At 29.4% G+C, this 22,076-nt stretch carries 25 protein-coding genes, 2 tRNA genes and 1 other RNA gene; 15 read left to right on the forward strand and 13 right to left on the reverse strand.

Annotated elements, in window-relative coordinates:
• Position 1 precedes the first annotated feature (1 nt).
• Genes dapD through AC8GER_RS05095 form a run of 3 tightly spaced genes read left to right on the forward strand, consistent with a single transcriptional unit; the run spans position 2 to position 2,902 of the window.
• On the forward strand, positions 2 to 817 hold the full coding sequence (dapD, locus tag AC8GER_RS05085) for a 2,3,4,5-tetrahydropyridine-2,6-dicarboxylate N-succinyltransferase (RefSeq protein ID WP_506597769.1): 816 nt from the start codon (positions 2 to 4) through the stop codon (positions 815 to 817).
• A 1-nt stretch (position 818) separates the two neighbouring features.
• Positions 819 to 1,979, forward strand: a complete 1,161-nt coding sequence (gene dapE, locus AC8GER_RS05090) for a succinyl-diaminopimelate desuccinylase (RefSeq protein ID WP_506597770.1) — start codon at positions 819 to 821, stop codon at positions 1,977 to 1,979.
• On the forward strand, positions 1,976 to 2,902 hold the full coding sequence (locus AC8GER_RS05095) for a histone deacetylase family protein (protein ID WP_506597771.1): 927 nt from the start codon (positions 1,976 to 1,978) through the stop codon (positions 2,900 to 2,902). The genes dapE and AC8GER_RS05095 overlap by 4 nt, the downstream gene beginning before the upstream one ends.
• A gap of 1 nt (position 2,903) precedes the next feature.
• Here AC8GER_RS05095 and truA read toward each other — a convergent pair whose 3' ends face one another.
• The 9 genes from truA to kdsB all read right to left on the reverse strand — a co-directional run bounded on the left by truA (position 2,904) and on the right by kdsB (position 9,483).
• Positions 2,904 to 3,641 (reverse strand): tRNA pseudouridine(38-40) synthase TruA, encoded by a 738-nt coding sequence (truA, locus tag AC8GER_RS05100; RefSeq protein ID WP_506597772.1) that lies wholly within the window; start codon positions 3,639 to 3,641, stop codon positions 2,904 to 2,906.
• On the reverse strand, positions 3,642 to 4,562 hold the full coding sequence (gene fmt / locus AC8GER_RS05105) for a methionyl-tRNA formyltransferase (RefSeq protein ID WP_506597773.1): 921 nt from the start codon (positions 4,560 to 4,562) through the stop codon (positions 3,642 to 3,644).
• A gap of 7 nt (positions 4,563 to 4,569) precedes the next feature.
• On the reverse strand, positions 4,570 to 5,100 hold the full coding sequence (def, locus tag AC8GER_RS05110) for a peptide deformylase (RefSeq protein WP_506597774.1): 531 nt from the start codon (positions 5,098 to 5,100) through the stop codon (positions 4,570 to 4,572).
• A 44-nt stretch (positions 5,101 to 5,144) separates the two neighbouring features.
• The gene (gene recR / locus AC8GER_RS05115; RefSeq protein ID WP_506597775.1) at positions 5,145 to 5,753 is read right to left on the reverse strand and encodes a recombination mediator RecR; all 609 of its coding nucleotides are present in this window, start codon (positions 5,751 to 5,753) and stop codon (positions 5,145 to 5,147) included.
• Positions 5,754 to 5,755: 2 nt separating this feature from the next.
• Positions 5,756 to 6,073: a YbaB/EbfC family nucleoid-associated protein gene (locus AC8GER_RS05120; protein WP_029167340.1), complete on the reverse strand. Its 318-nt coding sequence runs from the start codon at positions 6,071 to 6,073 to the stop codon at positions 5,756 to 5,758.
• A complete protein-coding gene (locus tag AC8GER_RS05125) occupies positions 6,073 to 7,767 on the reverse strand; it encodes a DNA polymerase III subunit gamma/tau (RefSeq protein WP_506597776.1) in 1,695 nt (564 codons plus the stop codon). The genes AC8GER_RS05120 and AC8GER_RS05125 overlap by 1 nt, the downstream gene beginning before the upstream one ends.
• Before the next feature lie 5 nt (positions 7,768 to 7,772).
• Positions 7,773 to 7,867: signal recognition particle sRNA small type (gene ffs, locus AC8GER_RS05130), an RNA gene on the reverse strand.
• A gap of 49 nt (positions 7,868 to 7,916) precedes the next feature.
• Complete coding sequence (locus AC8GER_RS05135; protein WP_029167338.1) at positions 7,917 to 8,753, reverse strand: prephenate dehydratase domain-containing protein; 837 nt, start codon at positions 8,751 to 8,753, stop codon at positions 7,917 to 7,919.
• A complete protein-coding gene (kdsB, locus tag AC8GER_RS05140) occupies positions 8,746 to 9,483 on the reverse strand; it encodes a 3-deoxy-manno-octulosonate cytidylyltransferase (protein WP_506597777.1) in 738 nt (245 codons plus the stop codon). The genes AC8GER_RS05135 and kdsB overlap by 8 nt, the downstream gene beginning before the upstream one ends.
• A 106-nt stretch (positions 9,484 to 9,589) precedes the next feature.
• Here kdsB and AC8GER_RS05145 point away from each other — a divergent pair, with 106 nt between their 5' ends.
• The 8 genes from AC8GER_RS05145 to AC8GER_RS05180 all read left to right on the forward strand — a co-directional run bounded on the left by AC8GER_RS05145 (position 9,590) and on the right by AC8GER_RS05180 (position 17,153).
• Positions 9,590 to 10,111 carry a c-type cytochrome gene (locus AC8GER_RS05145; RefSeq protein ID WP_029167336.1) on the forward strand — a complete coding sequence of 174 codons (522 nt, stop codon included), beginning with the start codon at positions 9,590 to 9,592 and terminating at the stop codon, positions 10,109 to 10,111.
• Between the two features lie 43 nt (positions 10,112 to 10,154).
• Complete coding sequence (locus tag AC8GER_RS05150; RefSeq protein ID WP_506597778.1) at positions 10,155 to 11,630, forward strand: AmpG family muropeptide MFS transporter; 1,476 nt, start codon at positions 10,155 to 10,157, stop codon at positions 11,628 to 11,630.
• Positions 11,631 to 11,665: 35 nt separating this feature from the next.
• Positions 11,666 to 12,019 (forward strand): EF-hand domain-containing protein, encoded by a 354-nt coding sequence (locus tag AC8GER_RS05155; protein WP_506597779.1) that lies wholly within the window; start codon positions 11,666 to 11,668, stop codon positions 12,017 to 12,019.
• A 69-nt stretch (positions 12,020 to 12,088) separates the two neighbouring features.
• Positions 12,089 to 12,838 carry a C40 family peptidase gene (locus tag AC8GER_RS05160; protein WP_506597780.1) on the forward strand — a complete coding sequence of 250 codons (750 nt, stop codon included), beginning with the start codon at positions 12,089 to 12,091 and terminating at the stop codon, positions 12,836 to 12,838.
• 117 nt (positions 12,839 to 12,955) lie between these two features.
• A complete protein-coding gene (locus AC8GER_RS05165; protein ID WP_506597781.1) occupies positions 12,956 to 15,457 on the forward strand; it encodes a helicase-related protein in 2,502 nt (833 codons plus the stop codon).
• A 68-nt stretch (positions 15,458 to 15,525) separates the two neighbouring features.
• The gene (fdxA, locus tag AC8GER_RS05170) at positions 15,526 to 15,867 is read left to right on the forward strand and encodes a ferredoxin FdxA (protein ID WP_029167331.1); all 342 of its coding nucleotides are present in this window, start codon (positions 15,526 to 15,528) and stop codon (positions 15,865 to 15,867) included.
• Between the two features lie 65 nt (positions 15,868 to 15,932).
• Positions 15,933 to 16,715 (forward strand): CarD family transcriptional regulator, encoded by a 783-nt coding sequence (locus AC8GER_RS05175; RefSeq protein ID WP_506597782.1) that lies wholly within the window; start codon positions 15,933 to 15,935, stop codon positions 16,713 to 16,715.
• A gap of 361 nt (positions 16,716 to 17,076) precedes the next feature.
• Positions 17,077 to 17,153: transfer RNA gene (locus AC8GER_RS05180), tRNA-Arg, on the forward strand.
• A 2-nt stretch (positions 17,154 to 17,155) separates the two neighbouring features.
• Here AC8GER_RS05180 and AC8GER_RS05185 read toward each other — a convergent pair.
• Positions 17,156 to 18,889 carry an AMP-dependent synthetase/ligase gene (locus AC8GER_RS05185; RefSeq protein ID WP_506597783.1) on the reverse strand — a complete coding sequence of 578 codons (1,734 nt, stop codon included), beginning with the start codon at positions 18,887 to 18,889 and terminating at the stop codon, positions 17,156 to 17,158.
• 87 nt (positions 18,890 to 18,976) lie between these two features.
• Here AC8GER_RS05185 and AC8GER_RS05190 point away from each other — a divergent pair, with 87 nt between their 5' ends.
• Positions 18,977 to 19,558 carry a YqaA family protein gene (locus AC8GER_RS05190; protein ID WP_506597784.1) on the forward strand — a complete coding sequence of 194 codons (582 nt, stop codon included), beginning with the start codon at positions 18,977 to 18,979 and terminating at the stop codon, positions 19,556 to 19,558.
• 1 nt (position 19,559) lies between these two features.
• Here the strand turns inward: AC8GER_RS05190 and AC8GER_RS05195 are convergent.
• Both AC8GER_RS05195 and AC8GER_RS05200 read right to left on the reverse strand, forming a co-directional pair.
• Positions 19,560 to 19,645, reverse strand: a tRNA-Leu gene (locus tag AC8GER_RS05195).
• Positions 19,646 to 19,655: 10 nt separating this feature from the next.
• Positions 19,656 to 19,841 (reverse strand): hypothetical protein, encoded by a 186-nt coding sequence (locus AC8GER_RS05200; protein ID WP_506597785.1) that lies wholly within the window; start codon positions 19,839 to 19,841, stop codon positions 19,656 to 19,658.
• A gap of 38 nt (positions 19,842 to 19,879) precedes the next feature.
• On the opposite strand from AC8GER_RS05200, the gene AC8GER_RS05205 reads away from it, so the two are divergent.
• Genes AC8GER_RS05205 through AC8GER_RS05215 form a run of 3 tightly spaced genes read left to right on the forward strand, consistent with a single transcriptional unit; the run spans position 19,880 to position 21,497 of the window.
• Positions 19,880 to 20,500: a YqaA family protein gene (locus AC8GER_RS05205; protein WP_506597786.1), complete on the forward strand. Its 621-nt coding sequence runs from the start codon at positions 19,880 to 19,882 to the stop codon at positions 20,498 to 20,500.
• The gene (locus AC8GER_RS05210) at positions 20,497 to 20,982 is read left to right on the forward strand and encodes a disulfide bond formation protein B (protein ID WP_506597787.1); all 486 of its coding nucleotides are present in this window, start codon (positions 20,497 to 20,499) and stop codon (positions 20,980 to 20,982) included. The genes AC8GER_RS05205 and AC8GER_RS05210 overlap by 4 nt, the downstream gene beginning before the upstream one ends.
• Complete coding sequence (locus AC8GER_RS05215) at positions 20,958 to 21,497, forward strand: demethoxyubiquinone hydroxylase family protein (protein WP_506597788.1); 540 nt, start codon at positions 20,958 to 20,960, stop codon at positions 21,495 to 21,497. Before AC8GER_RS05210 ends, AC8GER_RS05215 begins: the two co-directional genes overlap by 25 nt.
• Here the strand turns inward: AC8GER_RS05215 and AC8GER_RS05220 are convergent.
• Positions 21,494 to 22,063 (reverse strand): HNH endonuclease, encoded by a 570-nt coding sequence (locus AC8GER_RS05220; RefSeq protein ID WP_029167323.1) that lies wholly within the window; start codon positions 22,061 to 22,063, stop codon positions 21,494 to 21,496. The two genes, AC8GER_RS05215 and AC8GER_RS05220, sit on opposite strands and share 4 nt — an antisense overlap.
• Positions 22,064 to 22,076 lie beyond the last annotated feature (13 nt).

Here is a 22,076-nt window from a genome sequence, read left to right on the forward strand (position 1 = left end):
CATGAGTCTTGAAAATATTATTTTAAAAGCCTGGGACGACAGAAATAATATTAATAAAAATTCTGACAAAGCAATTATTTATGCAATTAATGAAACTTTAGAAAAATTAGACTCTGGTAGTATTAGAGTATGTGAGAAAAAAAATAATGAATGGCATACTCATCAATGGATAAAAAAAGCAATTCTTTTAAGTTTTAAAATACAAGATAATAAAATTCTTTCAGGTCCTTATGCAACTTGGTTTGACAAAGTAGATGGTAAAACAGCTCTTTGGAATGAAAAAAAACATATTGATGCTGGATTTAGAGCGGTCCCAAATGGTGTGATTAGAAAATCTGCATACATCGGAAAAAATGTTGTGTTGATGCCATCCTTTATAAATGTTGGTGCCTACGTTGATGATGGAACCATGATTGATACTTGGTCAACGGTTGGTTCGTGTGCACAAATTGGAAAAAATTGCCATATTTCTGGAGGAGTTGGAATTGGTGGAGTGCTAGAACCTCTTCAAGCAAATCCAGTAATCATTGAAGATAATTGTTTTATTGGAGCAAGATCAGAAGTAGCTGAGGGAGTTATCGTTGGCGAAGGTTCTGTAATTTCTATGGGTGTTTACATTGGAGCCTCAACAAAAATTATAGATAGAAAAACAAACCAAATTATTTATGGAAAAGTTCCCCCTTATTCAGTGGTAGTCTCTGGATCGCTTGCAAACGAAGATAAAAGCAAACCAAGTTTATATTGTGCGGTCATTGTTAAAACTGTTGATGAAAAAACTAGAAGCAAAACCTCAATAAACGAATTACTGAGAGATTGATATGCTAAAGACCATTAGTGAAGTTTCTTTAGCAAAAGATCTTGTAAAATGTCAGAGCGTTACACCTAAAGATGATGGCGCAATTAATGTTGTTGCAAAAAATCTAAAAAAATTAGGTTTTAAATGTCAGATTATGGAGTTCCAAGAAAAAGGAACCGCAAAAATTAAAAATTTATATGCGAAAATTGGCAACAGTTCTCCTAACTTTTGTTTTGCAGGACACACAGATGTTGTTCCTGTTGGAGATCTAAAATCTTGGACTGTTAATCCTTTTGGTGGAGTTATTAAAAATCAAAAACTAATTGGTCGTGGTGTTAGCGATATGAAAGGCTCAATTGCTTGTTTTATTTCTGCCGTTAGTGAATTTTTAAAAAAAAATAAAAAATTAAAAGGATCAATTAGTTTTTTAATAACTGGTGATGAAGAAACTATTGCAATTAATGGTACTCAAAAAGTTATAAAAAAATTAATACAAAAAAAAGAAAAAATCGATTTCTGCATAGTAGGAGAGCCAACTAATGAAAGTAGACTTGGCGACATGATTAAAATTGGAAGAAGAGGCAGTATAACAGGTCATTTGACAATTTTGGGGACCCAAGGACACGTTGCTTATTCATATACTTATAATAATCCCTCTACAATTATTGTTGAGGTTTTAAATAATATTAAAAAATTAAAACTAGATAGAGGCAATAAAGATTTTCAACCATCTAATCTTGAAGTTACAAAAATTACTATTGATAATACAGCAGACAATGTCATTCCTGCTGAAGCAAAAGCATCTTTTAATATAAGATTTAATAATTTACACACATCAAGCTCTCTTAAAAAAAAGCTAAATAAAATTTTTTCTTCTGTTACTAAAAAATCTAAAGCAAGTTACAAAATTAAATACAATGTTTCGGGGGAAGCTTTTTTAACAAAGCCTAGCAAAACTGTTTACATGATTAAAAATGTTATAAAAAAAAGCACAAAAATTAGTCCTGTTCTATCAACGACAGGCGGTACTTCTGATGCTCGTTTTATAAAAAAAATCGCTCCCTGCATTGAATTTGGTTTAATCGCAAAAACTATCCACCAAGTAGATGAGATGGCTAGAATAGCTGATCTAAAAAAATTGAAAAATATATACTTAGATATCCTTGTTAATTACTTTAAGTGACAACCTGCATATTCACCGCTAATTCTTCCATTCAACATGATACGGGTCCTGGTCACCCAGAATGTCCTGAACGTATTCCGTCAATCATAAATGGTTTAAAAAAAATACAAACTCCAAAATTAATCTGGAGAGGCATAGAATCTTTTGATGAAAAATATATTAAACTTACTCATTCAGAAAAATATTTTGAAAAAATTAATCAATCATTTCCAAAAGAAGGCTTAGCTTTTCTTGATGGAGATACAATTGTTTCTAAAGGCAGTAAAAAAGCAGCTTACGATGCTGTTGCATCAATTATTAATGCAATCGATGCTTTAATGAATAAAGAGTTTGATAATGCATTTTGCGTTATCAGGCCTCCTGGTCACCATGCTGAAAAAGAACAAGCTATGGGATTTTGCCTGTTTAACAACGTTGCCATAGGTGCAACTTATTTAATAGAAAAATATAAACTAAGCAAAGTAGCAATCATTGATTTTGATGTTCATCATGGAAATGGCACTCAAGATATTTTTTATAATGAAAAAAAAGTTTTATACATTTCATCACATCAATTTCCATTTTATCCAGGAACAGGCTCTGAAGATGAAACCGGCAAATATAATAATATTTTAAATATACCTCTAAAAGCAGGAACTGGCTCTAAAGAATTCTTTAATAGTTATGAGAAAGTTTACGACAAATTAAATGAATTTAAGCCTGAATTTATATTATTATCAGCTGGTTTTGATGCTCACAAAAATGATCCTTTGGCCAACATTAATTTAGAATCTAAAGACTATTACACATTAACCAAAGAAATTATGAAAATTGCAAAACAAGTCTGTGGTAATAAAATTGTTTCAATCTTAGAGGGTGGCTACAATCTTGCAGCCATTCAAGAAAGTGCAAAATATCACGTTGAGGCTTTGTTAGAAATTTAAGTTAATAAATAATATTTTCCAAATACAATCCTGCAGCAGGCGCTGGGGGAGCGCATTTTGATCGATCTTTAGAATTTAATGCATCAAGTAAATCTTTTTTTGTCCATTTATTTTCACCTACAAGCTTTATACATCCCATCATAGAACGAACTTGATGTTGTAAAAAAGACTGCGATTCAAAATAACTATAAATGTAATCATCTTTTCTAAAAATATTTATTTTCTCCATAGTTTTTATTGGAGATTTAGCTCCACACGAAGCTGACCTAAAAGTTGTAAAATCATGAGTTCCTATTAAAATTTGTGCAGCATCATTCATTTTAGTTTCGTCAAGTTTTATTTTTAATTGCCATGCCCTATCTTTTTCTATGGACAATGGAGAGTCTCGATTAATAATTACATATTTATAAACTCTTAACTTTGCATCTCGTCTTGCATCAAAATCATCATTTATTAATTCTGTTTTTAAAATGCTTATAGATTCGTCTTTTAAATGAAAATTTAAAGCATCAGTAATTTTTTTAGCATCAATATCTTTATTAAAATCAAAATGAAAAACTTGATGTACTGCATGAACGCCTGTGTCTGTTCTTCCCGCTCCAAAAATTGTTATCTTTTTTTCAGCTATTTTCTCAATTGCTTGTTCGATCGCTTCTTGAATTGATCTTCCATTTAATTGCCTTTGCCATCCTACAAAATGAGTGCCGTCATATTCAACTATGCATTTCAGTCTTGGCATTTAAAATAATTGTGATGCTTTCGGGATTTTATACCCTAATAAAAATTCTTTTACTTTTTGAATTTTTTTTCCAGGCCTTTGTATTTCTAAAACTTGAATTGCAAAATCTTTACAGGCAATTAAAAGATTATCATTAAGTGTTGTGCCAATTTCCCCTTTTTGATCTATAACTTCTGCTTTCCAAATCTTAATTCTTTCATTTTCAAATTTAAAACAAGCGCCTGGCGCTGGATTCAAAGCATTAATTTGCCGCACAATTTTATCCGCATTATCATTCCAGTTAATTTCTTCATCATCCCGCGTGATTTTTTTTGCATGGGTAGCTTTTGTATGATCTTGTTCTAAAAACTTAGCTTTATCTTTGTCTATTAGATCAATGGCTTTAATAATTAATTTTGAACCCAAAATCGATAACTGGTCACTTAATAAACCGTAATTTAGCTGATCATTAATCTCTATTTTTTCAGACAGCATCACAGGTCCTGAGTCTAATCCTTTTTCAATTTTCATAATTGAGATTCCTGTAAATTTATCACCATTCATAATTGCTCTTTGAATAGGCGCCGCACCTCTCCAGTAGGGTAATAGAGAAGCATGAATGTTTATAAATCCTTTCTTTGATAAATTTAAAAAATTTTCAGGAATAATTTGTCCATAAGCAACAACGATTACTAAGTCTGGGCTTATTTTTTTAAATAAATCCAATTCCACTTCATTTTTTAATGAGCTTGGATGATGAATTTTTAAATTATTTTTTTCCGCCTCTAAATGAACTGGAGTTTTTTCAATTTTTAAACCTCTATTAGATTTTTTTGGGGGCTGTGTGTAAACGTGAATAATATTTAATTTTTCTTTAAGTAATTCTTTTAATGCAGGAACAGCAAACTCTGGTGTACCCATGAAAATTATTTTTAATGACATGGATTACCTAAAAATTAATATGATCTGAAACGTCTTCCTTTTTTGCTTTTGAGAGTTTTTTTAAAATAAAAGATTTTTTTAATTTTGATAAATAATCAATAAATAAAATTCCATTTAAATGATCAATTTCATGTTGGATACACGTAGCAAGCAAACCTTCTGCTTTTAATAATTGTTCTTTTCCATTTTGATCTAAATATTTTACATGACATTTTTCAGGTCTTTCAACTTCTGCAAATTGTTTAGGCAATGAGAGGCAGCCTTCTTCAAAAGTACATTTTGTTTGAGATGTCCAAACAATTTCCGGATTTACAAAATACATTGGATTATTAGGTTCTGGTTCTTTTGCTATATCAATAACAATGACTCTTTTGTGCACTCCAATTTGAACAGCTGCAAGACCGATGCCGGGAGCCGCATACATTGTGTCTAACATATCTTTCATTAAGTTTTTAATCTCAGCATCAACCTTTTGAACTGGTTTTGATTTAATTCTTAATTGAGGATCTGGCTCTGTTAAGATTTGCCTAATAGTCATAATGAAAAAATACTAAATCTACTTAATTAATCAAGCGCTTGATGCTAATCACTATTTAAAGAACTGCGATATTTAAATGCAGAAAATAATGTTCCATCATCCAAATATTCGATCTCCCCGCCCACAGGCAAGCCATGTGCTAATTTTGTTACTTTCACATTTAAATTTTTAATGCTGTCTTTAATATAGTGAGCTGTCGTTTGTCCTTCGATTGTAGCGCTTGTTGCTAGGATAACTTCTTTTACTGAATTAGACTTAATCCTGTTAACTAATGAACCTATTAAAAGATCTTCTGGATTTATGCCATTGATGGCTGAAAGAGTTCCTCCTAAAATATGATACTGACCACTATAAACATTAGTACTTTCTAAAGCCCACATGTCCGCCACATTTTCTACAACACAAATTTGTTCATAATTATTTTTATTATTACAATTGCATTCAATTTTATTAGTTTTAAAATTTCCGCAAATATTACAACGAGCAACATTTTGATAAACCTTATCTAAAGCGCCAGACAATGGCTTCATAATATTGTCTCTGTTTTTAAGAAGATAAAGGGCAATACGTCTTGCAGACTTTGGTCCTAATCCTGGCAACTTTGCAATTAGAAACATTAGTGTTTCTAAATCTGGATGAGAGTTATTTTTCATTACTAGAAAGGAAGTTTAAATCCAGGAGGCAATTTTAAACCACCTGTTATTTTTGACATCTCCTCTGATGATTTAACTTCAATTTCCTTCTTAGCGTTATTAGTGGCTATAACAATTAAGTCTTCTAAAACTTCTTTTTCTTCTGTCATTAACTTTGGATCAATATCTATTTTGATCATCTCATGATCGCCGTTCATAATTACTTTCACAGCACCATTACTAGCAACACCTTCTGCTTGAATATTCTTTAATGAAGCTTTTACTTCAGACATTTTTTGCTGCATCTCTTGAGCTTTTTTTAACATACCCCCAAAATCCATTACTTAATCTCCTCTACTTCATTAAGTTCCGCATCTGGAAAATTTTCTTTTATCTTTTTGTAAACTTCGCTTTCAAGCGCATCTTGTAATAATTTTTTTTTGTAACTTTCTTTATTTTCAAAAATTGTATTTTTACCTGTTTCTTTCGATAAAGAAATAATCCATCTTTCACCTGTCCAAAGTTTAAGTTTTTCAGTTAAAGATCTTACAAAATTTTTAGATAATTTTTCGTTAAACGAAATATCAATTTTTCCAGTCTCAAATTTTACTACTCGAACATTTCTTTCTAAATCAAACTTTAATTCAATTTCTTTTTTATAATTTGTAATTTCTACTAATTTTTCAAATGAATTAATTATCTCAAGTTTTCCCGCTTCTTGTTTTTTTTCTAAAAATTTTGGATTTCGATCAATATCTTCTGCCTTTTCTTGCACAATGCTTTTAATTTGCGTCTTTGCTGAAGTTTGTTTGTTAATTATTGTTCCAGGTTTAATTTCGTTAAAATCATCTTGTTTCTCAGTTGATTCTGACATTGCACGCGTGTCTGAATTTAAAGCATCCTCAATTACTTGTTCAGGACTTGGTAAATCTTTTAAATGCACTAATCTCATAATTAACATTTGAAAAGAAAGAAAATGGTTTGGAACAAAACTTAATTCTTCAATCCCTTTAAGAATGAATTGCCAGATCATTGAAATATAAGAAAAATCAATATTTTTAGAAAGTGCTAAAATTACATCAGATTCAGATTCAGAAACTGTTAGATCGTTTTCAATTTTGCCAAAACTTTTGCTTCTAGAAATTAAATAAATAACTTCAAGCATATCTTGTAAAACTAATTTTGGATCGGCTCCCAAATCAAATATTTCTTGGGCATCTTGAAGGGCTTTTGCTTTATCACCATCAATTACAAAACGCACAAGGTCAATAATTCTTGAACGATCTGCTATACCTAACATTGTTCTCACTGATGTTTCGATTATTTCTTCACCTAAAATATTAAATGTTGAGATTGCCTGATCTAATATAGACAATGCGTCTCTTACTGACCCCTCTGATGCTTTGGCAATTAACATTAAAGCTTTTTCATTAATTTTTGCTTTTTCTTTTTCAGAAATTTTCTTTAAGAAAGAAATCATTTCCTCAAGTTTAATTCTTCTAAGATCAAATCTTTGACATCTTGAAATAATAGTTAATGGTATTTTTTTAACTTCAGTGGTTGCTAAAATAAATTTAAGGTGAGGAGGTGGTTCTTCTAAAGTTTTAAGCAAACCATTGAAAGCTTGCTTTGATAACATATGAACTTCATCAATGATGAAAACTTTATACTTGGCACTCGTAGGATAATATTTAGCAGAATCAATTAATTCTCGAATATCATCAATTCCAGTTTTAGAAGCAGCATCCATTTCTAAAACATCAATATGATTTGAATTTGTTATAGCTTCACAATGACAAAAGCCTTCGCACTTTTTTTCTAGGCTTTCAGAATTTTTACAATTAATAGCTTTTGCAATTATTCTTGCAGTCGTCGTTTTCCCAACGCCTCTAATTCCTGTCAATAAATAAGCGTTAGGAATACGATCCATCTTGATCGCATTTTTAATAATCTGCACCATTACGTCTTGACCTATAACTTCATCAAAACTTTGTGGCCGATACTTTAGTGATAAACCTTTACGATTATTTTCCATAAAAAACGGGAGACTGAGGACAACCTGAAAAATTATCGTTACGGCTGCTTCCTTTCGGACCTGACCGGATTAGCGTAACCTCCACCTGCCACCAATCTCCCAAAATATTATAACAAGATAATTAAAAAAAAACGACAGCTATAATAATTTTAATATCTAAATGAATTGGCAAAATAAACACCTAAAATATCTAATTTTTCAGTATGTTTTTTTAAAATAGTTAGAGCTTTCTTTACTGCTAAGTTTTCAATATGCCCTTCAATATCAAGATAAAAACTTACCTGTTTAAAAGAATTGCCAGTTGAAAAACTTTCAAGCTTTGTAAGATTAACTTTATTCTCAGCAAAGCCTCCTAGGGCCTTATGCAATGCCGATGGCACGCTTTTTAGGCGAAAAATACATGAAGTAATATATTTCTTATTTTTTTTATATAACTTTGGTCTTGCAGAAGCAGACATGATTAAAAATCTTGTAACGTTACCTTTTAAATCTTCAAAATTTTTCTTTAAAATCTTCAATCCATAAATCTTTGCAGCAAGAGCTGAGGCAATAGCAGATTCGGATTCTATTTGATGTTCAGAAATGTATTTTGCTGAGCCGGCTGTATCGGCGGCTACAATTGGCTGTAATTTTAATTTATAAATATTTTTCTTACACTGCCCAATTGCCTGAGCGTGGCTTCTTACAGTTTCTATTTGTTTAATAGAGACGTCTTTTAATCCTAATAAACAGTGTTCAACTTTTTGATAATGCTCTCCTTCTATTTTTAATCTAGAGGAAGATAATAAGTAATGAACATCTGCAACTTTACCCGCTATAGAATTTTCAATTGGAATTAATAATTTACTATTTTTAATGCTTTTAGTTTTAACGAAAGCATCTTCAAAGGTCTTGCAGCATATCATGTCGGGATTTTTAAAAATCTTTACTGCCGCTAAATGCGAATAAGCGCCCTGTTCGCCTTGTATAATTATTTTATTAGCCATTTTTCATAATATTTCTTATTTCTTCTAAATCTTCAATAGTATCGACACCTAAAGGATAAGAATCCGTTAAACCTACGCTTATGGATATATCGTTATCCATTGCACGCATTTGCTCTAAGCTTCTATTAATTTCATTATCACTTCTTTTAAAAGAAATAAATTTTTTTAATGTTTCGTATTGATAACCATAAATACCAACATGATGATAATAAAAATTACCTTTATTAATATTTTTTAATCTAAAAAAATCTAATGCATTATCAAAACTATTTCTTTGCATTTCTTTTTTAGTTTCAACTTTTACAATATTTTTATTTTCTAAATCTTTTGTAGAATTTAGTTTTGTGGCAAGAGTTGCTATTTGATAAGAATTATTATTCATAAATTTATCTAAAAGTTTTATTGCCGAAGGATCAATGTTTGGCATGTCACCTTGTAGATTAATAATATTATTTGGTTTTTGAGAAAAATTTTTTTCTATGGCTTCAAAAATTCTATCTGAGCCTGTTTTATGTTCTTTGCTAGTTAAAATACTTTTTCCACCAACGTCTTTAATAACCTTTGCAATTTCCTCGTCTGCTGTTGCAACATACACTTCTCCAATTTTGCTATCGATTGCTCTCTGCCAACAATGAACAATCATGGGTTTATTATTAATTAACAATAAAGGTTTATTAGGTAATCTGGTTGCTCGTAAATGGCTTGGTATTAAAATAACAGTATTGTTCATAATTAAAATTATGCGACTGTAAGACGCATAAAATAGATTTTAAAAAAAATTTTTTACTTTAAAGATTATGATGTTATACAATTTAGATTATAAAAATCACTAGAATATGGACAGTTTTGAATTTAATAAAATTGCTGCAGCAGTACTAGTTGTTGCTTTATTAGTAATTGGTTTAAATCAATTTGGAGATTCTATTTATCGTGTAAAAAAACCTGAGACTCAAGGTTACAAAATTGAAGGTGTGGCAGAAACAAAATCTACTGCTAAAGGTGAAGTAAAAAAAGAAGAAAAATTAGCCGATATAAAAGTTTTATTAGCAACAGCAAATGTTGCGGCTGGTGAAAATGCATTTAAGAAATGTGCAGCTTGTCACACTAATGTAAGTGGGGGCGCATCAAAAATTGGTCCTCCAATGTGGGGTATTGTTGGTAAAAAATCCGGTTCACATCCAGAGTTTAAGTACTCATCTGCACTCGCTGCTCATGGTAAAGCTTGGTCAGTTGAAGAGCTAAATGGGTTTTTATATAAACCTGCTGATTATCTTAAAGGAACTAAAATGGCTTTTGCTGGTATTGCGAAAGATGAGGAGAGAGCAAATCTAATTGCATATTTAAGTACGCTTAAATAGTTTTCTTTAATATTCTCTGTAAAAAAAAATAAATTATTTACTAATGAGATTTTCATATTTAAGTCCTCTTTTAAATCCTACATCGTTAAGAATGTTGTTGCTTGGTTTTGCGGCTGGCCTGCCTATTCTTCTAATTTTTTCTACACTATCTGTTTGGTTATTTAAAGCTGGGGTAAATAGAGCAACTATAACTTTATTCAGTTGGGTTGGTTTTGCATATTCATTTAAATTTATTTGGACACCTATAGTTGATAATTTAAAATTACCAATACTAGGAAAGTTAGGTCATAGACGAAGTTGGCTGCTGTTGTCTCAATTAATGGTGATCCTTTCATTAATTTTTATTTCTTTTACAGATCCAAAAACTTCTCTGCTATGCACAGCGATTGGTGCAATATTTATTGCATTCTCAAGCGCAACTCAGGACATCGTACTTGATGCCTTTAGAATTGAGTCTGCCTCAAAAAATTTACAAGGAGCGCTATCTTCGATGTACTTAACTGGTTACCGTATAGCAATGATCGTTTCAGGAGCTGGGAGCTTATGGATTGCATCATTTTTAGGAACAGAAATTTATAATCAAAAGGTATGGCAACAAGTTTACCAAATAATGGCTTTGCTTATGCTATTTGGAGTCCTGACTGTTTTATATTCTTCTGAGCCAAAAATTAAAAGAAATATTGAAAAAAAATCTAATCAAAAAATTAAATTTTTTATTGCTTTTTTAGCTTCTCTTGTAGGATTTATTTTATGCTATTTATATTTTACGGATTTATTTTATAGCAAAGACCCTATTGTTAATTTTCTAAATGAATTTATTAAAATTATTTTTTGCTTCTTAACATTTGCCTTAATTATATTTTTTTTAATCAAAATAAAATTTATTAACAAAGAATCTGCAAAAAATGCGTATGCGAAACCTATTTTGGATTTCCTAAATAGATACGGATCAAAAGCAACATCAATTCTACTTTTAATAGGTTTGTATAGAATTTCAGATGTGGTCTTGGGAGTAATGGCCAATGTTTTTTACATAGAGAAAGGTTTTTCGATTTCAGAAATAGCCACCTATTCAAAATTCTTTGGAACTATAGCCACTATTGTTGGTGGCATTATTGGAGGACTTGCTTCAGTTCATTTAGGAGTAATGAGATCTTTATTTATTGGCGCATTAATTTCGGCATTAAGTAACATCTTATTTGCTTGGCTAGCCCTTGTTACTGCAGATGTTAAAATTTTAGCCTTTGTTATTACGGCTGACAACATTGCGAGCGGCTTTGCTGGAGCTACTTTTATTGTCTATCTTTCAGCACTAACTTCAATAAAATTTACCGCAACTCAGTATGCACTTTTTAGTTCAGCAATGTTATTTTTACCTAAGCTAATCGCTGGTTATGCTGGAGGTTTTGTAAACCTTTTTGGTTATCCAACATTCTTCATATTTACTGCAATCATTGGAGTGCCGGTTCTGTTGCTAATTATGTGGATAAACAAAACTATTAAAATTAATAAAAAATGATTTACAGAAATAACATTGGGGCATATATCTCGCTTGTGAAAAAAATATTATTATCTGCTATTTTAACACTGTTTATTAGCAACACAGTTTCTGCTCAAAAATCTCCTTTTCCATTAAAGAGACAAGATTATTTAGATGCAAATAAAAAAGAGTTAGAAAAAATATTTAGCAGCATAGATAAAGATAGTGATGGAAAAATTACAAAAGATGAATTTTATGCAAATCCTTTAAAAGACGCTGCAACAAGATTTGATAATACTGATACAAGTAAAGATGGAGTTGTTACGCTAGAAGAAGAAAATGCTGCAATTGCTAAATTAAAAAAATTAGAAGCAGACGCTAAAAAGAAACAAGCTGAACAAAAAAAAGATCCGGCTCCTAAAAAATAATTTAGTCTAAACAATATATTTTAGTTATAACGGAAATATCTGTTATTATTCCAAAGGATCTATAAGAATATGCTGCTTACAGTTAAAACTCCCATCGCAAATATTTACAAAAAAAATAATAAAAAGTCTGAGATTGTTACTCAAATTCTTTTAGGAGAAAATTTTATTACTCAAAGTAAATTTGGAAAATTTTATAAAGGATATAAAGCTTATGATAAGTATAAAGGTTTCATTGATACTAAAGATTTGCATTTAGATAAAAGAAAAAAAACGTATAAGATTATTTCTAAAGATTGTAATCTATATAAAAAACCAACTAACAAATATAAAACAAATAAAAAAATATTTTTTAATTCCAAAATATCTATTTTAGATAATAAAAAAAATTTTATTCAAACAACACTTGGCTGGATTTTAAAAAGCAATGCTAAACCTATAAATTTTAAAACAAAGCATTTTCTTGATAATATTAAATTATATCTTAATACAAAATATCTATGGGGCGGCAACAGTCCTAGAGGAGTAGATTGCTCTGCCTTAGTACAAGAATTATTAAAATTTAATAATATTTATAGCCCACGTGATTCTAAGGATCAAAGAAAGTTTTTTAAAAAGGAAATTACTATCAAAAATATTAGAAAAGGAGACTTGTTGTTTTGGAAAGGTCATGTTGCAATTGCATTAAATAATAAAAAACTAGTACATGCTTTTGGTGCTTCAAAAAAAGTAGTTATCATGGGAATAAAAGAAACTATTAAAAAAATATATTCAAAATCTAAATTGCCACTATTGTGTGTTAAGCGTATTAAAAAATTATAACTATAAAAATTTACTAAAATGAGAACATTTTTTCGAGTGATTCGGTCATATTTTATGCCTACTTTGTTCTTGGCTCATAACAACAGGTAGTATCTCGAAAAAAAGTTAATACTAAAAATGTCTTTATTAAAAAAAAATATTATTGCTGTTCTCGGTCCAACAAATACCGGCAAAACTCATTTTGCAATTGAAAGAATGCTTCAGTTTGAATCTGGGATTATTGGATTTCCACTTCGGTTACTTGCAAGAGAAGTTTATGAAAAATGTATTCAAAAAGTTGGTGCTGAAAAAGTTGCTCTAATAACTGGAGAAGAAAAAATTATTCCTCCTTATGCAGATTATTTTTTATGCACAGTTGAATCTATGCCTCTCGATATTAATGCTGAATTTGTGGCAATAGATGAAATTCAAATGTGCGCTGATCCTGAAAGAGGCCATATTTTTACTGACCGTTTATTAAATATGCGAGGAGATAAATTAACAATGTTTCTTGGCTCTAACATTATGCAAAATATAATACAAAAATTTGTTCCTGAGGTTGAATTTATATTTAAAGAAAGATTTTCTAAACTTTCTTATTCTGGTCATAAAAAAATATCTAGGCTTCCTGGTCGAACAGCGATTATCGCTTTTTCTGTTGATGAAGTTTATGCACTTGCAGAATTTGTTAGAAGACAAAGAGGTGGGGCAGCAATTGTTATGGGCTCCTTAAGTCCTAAAACAAGAAACGCTCAAGTTGAATTATATCAATCTGGTGATGTTGATTTTCTTGTTGCAACAGATGCAATTGGAATGGGAATTAATATGGACATTGATAACATCAGTTTTAATAACCTTAATAAGTTTGATGGAAGAAGAAATAGACATCTACGTCTAACAGAAATAGGGCAGATTGCTGGACGTGCCGGAAGATACATGAATGATGGAACTTTTGGTATCACAGGAAAATGTGATGAATTAAATCCTGAACAAATAGATAGATTGGAAAATCATAAGTTTGATAGTGTTATAAATATTTATTGGAGAAATTCTAATTTAGATTTTTCAAACATAGAAAGTCTATTGAATAGCCTTGATCAAAGACCTTATGATTATAGTCTTTTAAGAAACAAAGATCTGTTAGATGAAAATGTATTGAAAACTTTAATAGTAAAAAATAATCAAATTAAAACTGATTATAAAAACAACAATCTCTCTACTTTATGGGAATGCTGTCAGATACCAGATTTTACAAAAAGTTCTTATAACGAGCACATTGACATTGTTAGAAAGATTTTTGAATTCTTAGTTTCTGATAAAGGGAAAATACCTAATGAATGGATGCGAGCTCAATTAAGTAGTCTAGATAATGAATCTGGAAATATTGATACGATTGCAAACAGAATCTCTCATGTAAGAACTTGGGCGTACGTTTCGTATAAAAAGAATTGGGTCGAAAATAGTGATTATTGGATAGCTAAAACAAAGGATATTGAAGATAAACTTTCTGCAAAATTACATGAAGAATTATCAAAAAGTTTTGTTGATAGAAGAATAAGTATTCTCTCTAAGCATTTAAAACAGGATGTAAAATTAGAAACTAAAATTTCAGAAAAAGATGAAGTAATCATTGATAAACAATTTATTGGTACTATTAAAGGCTTGAGACTTAACTTGGATTTTTCAAGCACAGCTCTTCAAACAGACATCAAGTCTATGAAAAAAGCTGCTCGTCAAGGAGTTGCGGAGGAATTAAAAAAAAGAATTAATAATATTATTAAAGAAAAAATTGAAACTGCAGGGCTTCAACTAAAAGAGGATTTTAAAATATTTTGGAAAGAAAATCCTATTGCAACAATTATCCCAGGAAAAGATTATTTAAATCCAAAAATAAAACTATTAATTGATGACTCACTAGATGTAGATGAACAAACTGAATTAAAGAATTATTTAGAAAAGTGGATTGATAAAGAAAAAAATCTTCACCTTAACGATTTAATAAAAACTTCAAAAATTAATTTAGAAAATAGCTATGCTCGAGCTTTATGTTTTAGATTATTTGAGAATCATGGAGTACTAAAAAGATTAGATGCCGAAGATTTACTAAAAAACTTAGATAAAGAACAAAGAGCTAATATTAAAAAAATCGGAATTAAAATTGGAAGATATCACATCTATCAACCCCTAATGATTAAGCCTAAAGCTGTAAACTTAAAAATAATTCTTTGGAATTGTTTTAATAATAAAACTCAAAGAGAGAAGTGTCCAAATTTTGGATTAAATTTTTTAAAAAATTTTGAAACACAAAATAAAGAATTTTTATTAATATGTGGATTTGAAACTTTTGAAAACTATATAGTCAGGGTCGATATGTTAGAAAAACTCTTTATAAAAATCTTAAGTTCAACAAATAACAATCAATTCGCTATATCTTCTGAAATGCTTAATCTTCTGGGATGTGGAAAAGAAGATTTTGAAAAATTATTAAAGTTAATGAATTATAAAAAACTATATAAAGACAAAGATATATTTAGCTATGATTTCAAACACAAAGATAAGAAAAAAATTAAAAAAGATAATGTTAAAAAAAATATCAACAATCCTTTTGCATCTCTAAAAAATTTATCTTTAAATAATTAAATAATGCTCTGTATTTTTAAAGATAATAATAATATTATTAACAACAATTAATTCTTATAAAATCATAGATGACATACGTAGTGAATGACAATTGTATTAAATGCAAACTAACTGATTGCGTTGAAGTTTGTCCCGTAGATTGTTTTTATGAGGGTGAGAATATGTTGGTTATCAATCCAGATGAATGCATTGATTGTGGTGTTTGCGAACCAGAGTGTCCTATCAACGCTATCGAACCTGACACAAATAAAAATACTGAGAAGTTAGTAGTGCTAAACAAAGAGATGTCTGCAAAATGGCCTAATATTAATAAAAAAAAAGATCCACTTCCTGATGCAGATAAATTTAAAAATATACCTAACAAGCTAGAAAAATACTTTAGTGACAAACCTGGCGCAGGTAATAAATAATCTTGTAAGCTTGTATTAACTAATCGGATGCTATATTAAGCGCCATGGAATTTCTTAAAAAAATCATGAAGAATAAAAAATCACAAGATAAGAAAAAAGAATCAAATATTAAAAAAAATAAAAAAATTAAATTAGAAAAAAAACCATTAAAAAAAGAAGTTCCTAAAAAAGAAAAGCCTCCGGTGGAGATTAAGCCTAAAGGAAAACGCGGCAGACCTAAAAATCCTGAAACGAAAAAAATTACACAACAATCTACATCCGAACAAAAACCTCTAACGGCATCTCAAAATGCTGCCGCTGAAATTATAATTACAAAAGTTACAAAACAAGAATCTGATAAAAAAATTTATAAAGTTAAAGATCACGTTATTTATCCAAAACATGGCGTAGGTCAAATCGTTGCTATTGAAAGCAGCGTGATTGCTGACATTGAAATGACTTATTATAAAATTCAGGTAACTAAAGATAAATTAATTTTAACAATACCTGTTAACCAGCAGGGAAACTTAAGACCTATATCAAGCGTAAACCAAATTAATAAAGCAGTCTCTATCTTAAAAGGAAAACCAAAAATTAGAAGAACTATGTGGAGCAGAAGAGCTCAAGAGTATGATCAAAAAATTAACTCTGGTGAAATTTACCAAATTGCAGAGGTAGTAAGAGATTTAAATAAAAATAGTGAAATTCCAGTTGATCAATCTTACAGTGAAAGACAATTATTTGAAAAAGCTTATGACCGTTTATTAGGAGAGGTGGCGATTGGAATGCAGCTTACTAACGAGGATGCTAAAAAGAAATTGGATAAAGCGCTTGGTAAAAAAGAGGCCGTAACTGCAGAACCTATATAAAAAAAACGCCCTTCAAAAAATTTGAAGAGCGTTTTTCTTGAAAACTCAAAAAACTATCTTCTTCTTTTTTTTGCTTTCTTAGCTGGTTTTCTTCTAGAAGCTTTTCTTTTCTTAGAAGTTTTTTTAGCTGCTTTTCTTTTTTTAGCCATTTTTTTCTCCCTTTACGTTAATTGTCACTTAAATAATTTAAGTGATTCGCATTTATAAATACTTAAAAACATATCGTTTACTAAGTCAAATTGTTATTTGTGGACAAAATTTTTAAAATTGAATCAATTTTTTTTTGATTCAAATTTTATTGGTTTACAATAGTTTTTTAATATTTTTTTTTGAATAAATATTATTTATATTTCACTTAATTGCACTCGTAGCTCAGCTGGATAGAGTACAAGTTTCCTAAACTTGGTGTCAGAAGTTCGAATCTTCTCGAGTGCACCAAATTAAAAATAAAGCTTTTCTAATTGATCTCCAAAAGCTTTTTTTACTTGATGTCTCCGTATTTTCATTGTCGGAGTCAACATTTCATTCTCAATAGTAAATGGATCGTCAATAATTATAAATTTTTTAATTTTTTCAATAATACTTAAATCATTATTAACTTTATCAATAATAAACTGTATTTTATTTTTTCTATCTTCAAGCTCTTTTCCAACGACAATTAAAGCGACTAAATAATTTTTTTTATCTCCATAAATATAGCTTTGAATAATTTCTGGATAATTTGCTAATAAATTTTCTATTTTACTTGGAGCAATATTGTCTCCGCCAGCATTCACAATAATATCTTTTTTTCTATCAGTGATTTTTAAATATCCTTCTTGGTCAATTTCTCCTATGTCCCCTGTATATAACCAATTATCTCTTAAGATTTTCTCAGTCTCATTTTTATTATTCCAATATCCAAGCATAACATTCTCCCCTTTAACTAAAATCTCTCCGTCGTTGGCTATTTTAACTTCCACATCTTTAAAAATTTTTCCAACGGTTTCTATTTTAATTTTATCGATTGCGTTACAGCTAACAACCGGCGAAGCCTCGGTTAGTCCATAACCTTGTAATGTTGGCAAACCTAAAGAATTTAAAAATATCCCAACATTATAATCCAACGGCCCACCTCCAGATATAAATGCTTTTATTTTTCCACCAAATTGATTTTTAATTTTTTTTCTAACAATTATATCTAATATAAAATTAATAAATTTTTCAAAAAAACTCATTTCTTTAAATAATGCTTTTTTCTCACCGAGTTCTAATGTTTTATTAAAAATAATTTTTTTTAAACTGCTCTGATTTTGTAAATTAATTTTAATTTTATTAACAAGATTTGTGTAAAATCTTGGCACTGCAGTCATAATAGTTGGTTTTGCAATTTTTAAATTTATTAATAATTTATCTAAACTTTCAGAATAGAATATTTTTGCACCTAGGCTTAACTGAACAAATTGAACTGTATGTTCGTAAGAATGAGATAGTGGCAACCAAGTAAGAAAAGTATTTTGTTGTTCTTTAATAAAATATAAAAATTCTAAAGCACCTTCACAATTTTTTAATATGCCACCATGTGATAATACGACACCCTTTGGTGTTCCTTGTGTGCCTGAGGTATAAATAATACAAGCAGGATCTTTTCTTATTAAACTTTTGCTTATCTTTTTAAAAAAAATTTTTGTTTCTTCAATGTCAATTTTTTTTTTTATAACAGTAGAAAAATTAATAACATTGTCTGCAAGAACTTCGTTTGTTTGATTTAAAAGAATTATAAAGTTAAAATTATAATTTATTTTTTTTGCTGCTAATAAAATATTCTTTAACAACAGAGGGCTTGAGACAATTAACCCTAAAGGCTTGCAGTCATTAATTGTAAATGCAAAATCATTTACAGTGTATGTTGTGTAATTTGGAACGGTAATTGCTGAATTTAACAATATTGCAAGATCTGCAATTAACCATTCCGGTCTATTCTCCGAAACTAATAATACTCTATCTCCCTTGGTAATATTTTTTTCATTTAAAAATTTTGCAAGTTTTAAAACATTATGACTCGTATCAAGCCAAGTGTATGTCTGAAATTTTTTTAAATTTAAATTATTAAAGAATAAATGATCTTCTTTTTGATATTTTTCACATTGCAAAAAAAAAATTTCATTTAAACTATTAAAAGATGAAACTTGCATAACTATTATTTTACTTTTTTAATCTATTTATTCTACAATAGTTATTTAAGATGCTAATAATAAAATAAAATATATAAGCTTTTTTAAATGAGATCTTTATATAATAAAATTTTATCCATCTGTTCTAAAAAACAATCTGAAAAATTTTTATATTTTATAAGTTTTATTGAAAGTAGCGTTTTTCCAATTCCAATTGTTTTTTTAATGATCCCCGTCCAATTAGTAAAAAGACATAGAGCAATGGCTATTGGTTTTTTTGTAACTGTATTTTCAGTGCTTGGTGGTGCCTTGGGATATTATTTGGGATATTTTTTTTACGATACAATCGGGGCAAAGGTTATAAGTTTATATGGATATCAAGAATCCTTTATTACATTCACAAATGCAATTACAAAAGAAATGGAGTTTTGGATTGTATTTTTTTATGCATTCACTCCTCTTCCTTACAAACTTTTAACTATTGGTAGTGGTTTTGTTCAGTTTAATTTCTGGATATTTATTGTTGGCAGCTTCATATCAAGATCAATTCGGTTTTTAGCAATAAGCTATTTAATATGGAAGTATGGAGAAGGTATAAAAAACTTTATAGAAAAATATTTAAATATCTTGTCGATAGCAAGTGTAATCTTATTACTTATAATATTTTTTCTAGTGAAATATTTTTTTTAATTGGTGCGGAAGGAGGGATTTGAACCCTCACACTCTTGCGAGCAATAGATTTTGAGTCTATCATGTCTACCGTTCCATCACTTCCGCAAATGATATTTTATTTCTTATTAATAAAACTAATTTTTATTAAAATCGCAAGAAGCAACCAGATAATAAAAGATTCTCCATGATTGATCTTATAAGATGCTCCAAAAAGCTTAGCGATAGCAATTACCAAATAAAAAACTACTGGCGAAATCACTAAAGATATTGCAAATTGTTTAATATCAAATTTTAATTTCATTTTTTAATTATATAAATTCAAATATACATGACAAGTTAATGTTAAAAAATTTATTAAACAAACTTATAAAGCTAGCGGGACACAAATTAGCAAAGTATGTCTTGGCTGTTTGGTGTTTTTTTGAGAATATATTCTTTCCTTTTCCTTCGGATGCAATTGTAATTCCAATGTCAATTTCCAAACCAAAGAGATGGTTTGAAACTTTCACGATTGCGACTATAGCTGCATTTGCTGGAGCTCTTGTTGCTTACGCTATAGGAAGTTTTATGTTTCATAAATTGGGTGTGCACATATTTGAACTTTCTGGTGTAGACGATCCAAAAAAATTCTTAGCAATTTTTTATAAAAAAAGCACAATGGTAACTTTTGCTTTCATATTATTTATCTCTGGATTTACACCTCTTCCGTTTAACTTACTTGCAATTGCCAGTGGTTTTGTTCATTTTAACTTTCTTTTATTTGCTGCTACAGCTTTATTTACAAGAGGAGCTAGATATTTCTTATTAGCTTATTTATTTTCAAAATACGGGCCTAAGATTCAAAAACATATTGATGAAAAGTTTTCAACTTTTGTAATGTGGGTAGTTGGAAGCTTTGTTGTTGTGATGGCAGGAATGTATTTGTTTTATGTTAAATTTCCACAATATTTTATTGCTTGAAAAATACAATTTATAAATTTTTTATATATATTTTTGTAATCAATCTTTTTATCATTTCCTCAGCATTAGTTATTGAGCATATTTTAAAAGTTAAACCTTGTGCTCTTTGTATTTATCAACGCTACCCCTATTATTTAATTTTATTACTGTCTGCTATATTTTTTTTAAAGAATAATTGGAAAAACCAATTAATGATTTTAATAACTTTGACATCTGCAGTAAGTTTTTTTCTTGCTGGATACCACGTTGGAATTGAATATGGATTGATTAATGAACTATCTAGCTGCAAAACAGAAATTAGCAAAAATATGTCTAAAGATATTCTTTTAAAGGAACTGCAAAGTAAATTAGCCCCATCGTGTAAAGAAGTGGACTTTAAATTATTTGGTTTATCTTTAGCTTCAATTAATATGATTATGTCTTTAATTCTTACAATTTTATATTATAAAATATTCTCATGGACAAAAAAAACGAGCAAATAGCTGAAATGATCAGAGTCAACCACGCTGGTGAACGTGGTGCTATAAAAATATATGAAGGACAATTAAAGGCTCTTCAACTTTTTAATAAAGATCCAGAATTGCAAAATACTATTAAGGATATGCGTGATCACGAATTAGAACATTTAGAATTTTTTGAAAACCAAATTATTGAAAGAAAAGTTAGGCCCACAGTTTTGCTTCCCTTATGGGATGTTCTCGGCACAGCTCTTGGTTTTGGTACGGCTTTGCTTGGGAAAAAAGCTACAGCTTTATGTACCTCTGCTGTTGAAGAGGTTATTGGCGGTCATTATGGAGAGCAGATAGATATTTTATCTAAAGATTATAAAGAAGAAAAAGAATTAAAAGAAAAATTTATTAAATTCAGAGAAGAGGAACTTGAACATAAAAATACCGCAGAAAGTTTAGGCGCTAACAATGATGGTTTATATTCTATTTTAGATATAGTAATAAAAAATAGTTCTAAATTAGCTATAGCTATTTCTAAAAAATATTAGCTTTCAAGCTTAACATCCCAATATAAATAATCTAACCAGCTCTGATGTAAAAAATTTGGTGGAAAAAACTTTCCATTATCATGCAATTCTTCTACTGTTGGTCGAGATGGTTTTGTTTTGGGAATCATTCCACTAACATGGGGGAGTTTGCCACCCTTTCTTACGTTACACGTACAACAAGCAGATACTACATTCTCCCAGCAAGTAATTCCCCCTCTAGATCTTGGTATTACATGATCAAAAGTTAAATTTTTATGATCTCCGCAATACTGACAAGAAAATCTATCTCTTAAAAAAACATTAAATCTTGTAAAATTTGGAAACTCCGAGGGTTTTATGTATTTCTTTAATGATATTACGCTTGGTAATCTCATAGAAAAAGAAGGACTTCTAATTTCTCGGTCGTATTCTGAAACTATTGTCACTCTATCTAAAAAAACATCACGAACGGCATCTTGCCAACACCATAAGGACAAAGGGTAATAACTCAAAGGTCTATAATCTGCATTCAATACAAGAGCTGGACATTTATCCAGCGGCACTGAATTAGATTCTGTAATAATCATTTAATATATAATT

It is taken from the genome of Fontibacterium abundans (SeqCode), assembly GCF_965235095.1.
Lineage (GTDB): Bacteria > Pseudomonadota > Alphaproteobacteria > Pelagibacterales > Pelagibacteraceae > Fontibacterium > Fontibacterium abundans.